Origin of the sequence: Streptomyces niveus, from assembly GCF_001723055.1 — a bacterium.
Classification (GTDB): Bacteria; Actinomycetota; Actinomycetes; order Streptomycetales; family Streptomycetaceae; genus Streptomyces; species Streptomyces niveus.
This window is the reverse complement of sequence record NZ_MDCR01000368.1, coordinates 1-3,191: the sequence shown is the minus strand read 5'-3', so window position 1 is coordinate 3,191 and position 3,191 is coordinate 1. Positions and strand designations below refer to the sequence as shown.

3 protein-coding genes are annotated in these 3,191 nt (G+C 73.3%); 1 reads left to right on the top strand and 2 read right to left on the bottom strand.

Going from position 1 to position 3,191, the window contains the following annotated elements; translation table 11 throughout:
- Positions 1-135: 135 nt before the first annotated feature.
- Complete coding sequence (locus BHU15_RS40520) at positions 136-648, bottom strand: hypothetical protein (RefSeq protein ID WP_069630521.1); 513 nt, start codon at positions 646-648, stop codon at positions 136-138.
- 217 nt (positions 649-865) lie between these two features.
- On the opposite strand from BHU15_RS40520, the gene BHU15_RS38790 reads away from it, so the two are divergent.
- Positions 866-1,558, top strand: a complete 693-nt coding sequence (locus BHU15_RS38790; RefSeq protein WP_079128545.1) for a hypothetical protein — start codon at positions 866-868, stop codon at positions 1,556-1,558.
- Positions 1,559-1,670: 112 nt separating this feature from the next.
- On the opposite strand, the gene BHU15_RS33140 is transcribed toward BHU15_RS38790, so the two are convergent.
- On the bottom strand, positions 1,671-3,191 hold a 1,521-nt coding region (locus BHU15_RS33140; RefSeq protein WP_171908491.1), incomplete at its 5' end, for a PQQ-binding-like beta-propeller repeat protein.

Below are 3,191 nucleotides of genomic sequence, written 5' to 3'. Positions count from 1 at the left end.
GCCCGGGGGGGGGCGTAAGCAGGGGGCGCAAGGCAGAAGAACGACGGACGTCGGGACCGTTCAGGGGGCCCCGCCGACCGTCGTTCTTCTGTTTCTCAGGTGTCTGAGGTGTCTCGGGTGTCTCTGGCGTGGTGCTCAGGCCGCCATGCGGATCACGTTGTCGACCTTGCAGTTGCCGCCGGAGGCACCCTTGTCGTTGGACAGGTCCACCGCGGTGACCTCGACGGTGTCGCTGCCACCGGCGGGGACGTCGGGGATGCTGCCGACGGTGTTGCCGACCGTCGCGCCGGCCGAGTCGGTGAAGTCGACGGTGAACGTGTAGGAGTACGCGGCCGAGCCACTGTTGTTGGCGGTGATCTCGGCGACGAAGCCCTGGGCGGTGGAGTCGTACTTGCAGCTGGCGATGGTCAGATCGCGCCCGGCGTCGGCCGTGCTGCCGCCCGTCACGGAGCCCCCGGTGGTGGAGGAGCCCGACGTGCTGTCGCTGTCGTAGTCGTCGTCGTAGTCGCTGTCCGAGTGGCTGCCGCCGCTGGAGCTGGAACTGCCGCTGGAGCTGGAGCAGCCGCCGCCGCTGGAGCCGCGGGCGCCGGTCAGCGCGAAGACGGCGATACCGAAGACGGCTATGGCGCGGACATGACGAATTTTCATTTCAACCCCCGTTGAAATTGGTGCGGTTGGTCATGGTAGATGCCCTTTTGTCGAGCGCATGTCACCCTAGCAGGGCCGGAGGTGTGCTCGGTGCGCGAGACCGCGCGTGAGACCTCGGTGCACGGGACTAAATCTGGCGGCCCCTGGTTCCCGGGCGTAGCGTCGAATTTCGGCAGCCGCGCACGGCACTCGGCACGCTCTTCCAAGGAGGCCGTCGATGATCCGCAACGTCATCGGGTCGGTCCTCGCCGTCATCGGCGCCGCCGGGGCGGTGGCCAGCCCCTTCCAGTCCTGGTACGACGGCAGGCACGGCCGGGACTACCGCGTCGAGGACCTGTTCAACGGCATCACCGGCACCAGCTCGGACCTCTGGGTCTCGCTCCTGCTGCCCTTCGCCTTCGCCGCCCTGGTCACTCTGCTGGGCCTGGTGCTGCGCTCCCGGCTGCTGGTGGCGCTGTCCGGGCTGATCGTGCTCGGGTTCACCATCCTGTGGATGGTGCGCCAGGGGCAGCGCTCGGACGGTCTCACGCTCAACAGCGACGGCACGGGGATCGGCCTCGGCGTCGCCGCCGCCCTGGGCGGCGGGGCGCTGCTGCTGATCGCGGCGGCGGTGATGAGCGGGCGGCGTTCGCGGGGCGGGCGCGGGAGTCACCGGTACGTCGCGGGCGACCGGGCGCCGGAGCGGTACGGGGGTTACGGGGAGTACGGGGACACCGGCCAGGTCGGGCAGGTGGGCCAGGTCGGGTACGACGAGCCGGAGCCGTACCGTACGCACCAGTACCCGCCGTACGACGCGGGCCACCCCCCGGCGGGAAGTACGGAACAGCACGCCTGGGACGACACCCGGGAACAGCAGCCGTGGACACCGCCGCCTGAGCCTCAGCAGCCGCCTCCGGACGACAGGCGCTAGGGCGTGTCCGCAAAGTAGCGTCGTCCGCCCGAAGGGCGGGGCTCACGCCCGCCGCGGAGCGGCTGATGTCGCGTTGGTGCGTGCGATCGCAAGGCNNCTTCGCGGACACGCCCTAGCGGGCGCCGCGGCCCGTTGCCGTGCCCTTGATCGCGTCCAGGGCGTACACGCAGCGGTCCTTGCTGCACGCGTACACCACTCCCCCGCGCGCCACCGGTGAGCCGGTGATCTCGCCGCCCGTCGCCAGCTTCCAGCGGAGCTGTCCGCCGCCGGCGTCCAGCGTGTAGAGGACATGGTCGGCCGAGCCGAAGTGCAGCCGGCCGTCGGCCACCACGGGCGCGCCGACGACGTCGCCGCCCGCCGCGAAGCGCCACTTGGGCGTACCGGCCACCGCGTCCAGCGTGTAGAGCGCGCTGCCGCTGCCCACGTGCACGTTCCCGGCCGTGACCAGGACCGGTTCGAGCGACTGGCGGGCCTCGGTGGCGATGCGCCAGCGGTCCTTGCCGGTGGTGGCGTCCAGTGCGTACACCGTGCCGAGGTAGTCGGCGAGATACACGCCGCCGCCGGTCACGGCGGGGCCCGGCGCGAAGGCGGGCGGGGAGAGGAAGACGGCGGGCGCCTCGAAGTGCCAGCGCACATGCCCGCTCGCGATGTCGATCGACAGCACGCGGGTGCCGGCGGAGACGTACACATGCCCGTCGGACGCGGGCACCAGGCGGATCGGGACGCCACCGCAGGCCGCGCCGTCGCCGATGGGATACGACCAGCGCTCGTTGCCGGTGCGGGCGTCGAGCGCGCGCAGGCGGGCGTTCTGCCACACGTACACCGTGCCGTCGAAGATCGCGGGCCCGGCCTCCGGTGTCTCGAAGTCGGTCTGGGCGCCGGTGACTTCCCACAGCTTCTCGCCGTTGGACGCCTCCCACGCCTGGACGCCGCCGCCGCGCGTACCGGTGACGACGGTGCCCCGGTCGGTCTTCAGCGAATACACCCAGGCGTCGGTCTGGAGGCGCCAGCGCTCGGTGCCGTCCGCCCCGTCGAGCGCGTAGAGGGTCGGGCCGTCGGAGGCGTGGATACGGCCTCCGGCGACGGCCATCGCCCAGGCGACGTCGCGGGTCTTGAACTGCCGGCGCCCGCTGCCCACGTCCAGCGCGTGGACCTCGAACGACGTGACGTAGAGGAGGTCGCCGTCGACGACGGGGGTGCCCCAGACGTCGTTCGACATCCGGAAGCGCCAGGGCCGCCAGCGGCCCGGCGCGGCGCCCGCGTCGGGGACGGGCGCCGGCGCGGGCATCGGGGCGGACAGCGGCGGCGCGGCGGGGGCGTGGACGCCACCGGCGGGCAGCTGTGCGCCGGTCAGTCCCACGGGCGGCCGGATCCAGCCGGTCGCCGGCCCGGCGTCGACAGAGGCGGCGCCGCGGCCCTCGGCGACCCGGGGGCCGGGCCCGATCGGGACGGGGGAGCCGGAGAGCCTCACGGGCCCGCCAGGGCCGCCGGGGCCCGGTACGGCGGCCACGGGCGCGGGGGCGGCGCGGCCGGTGTCCCAGTCGGGCGACTGCCGGGGCGGCGGGGGGTCGTGGGAGGGCGGCGGCGGCACCGGAGGGCGTGCGGCAGCGGCGGCGGCAGCCGCGTTGATACG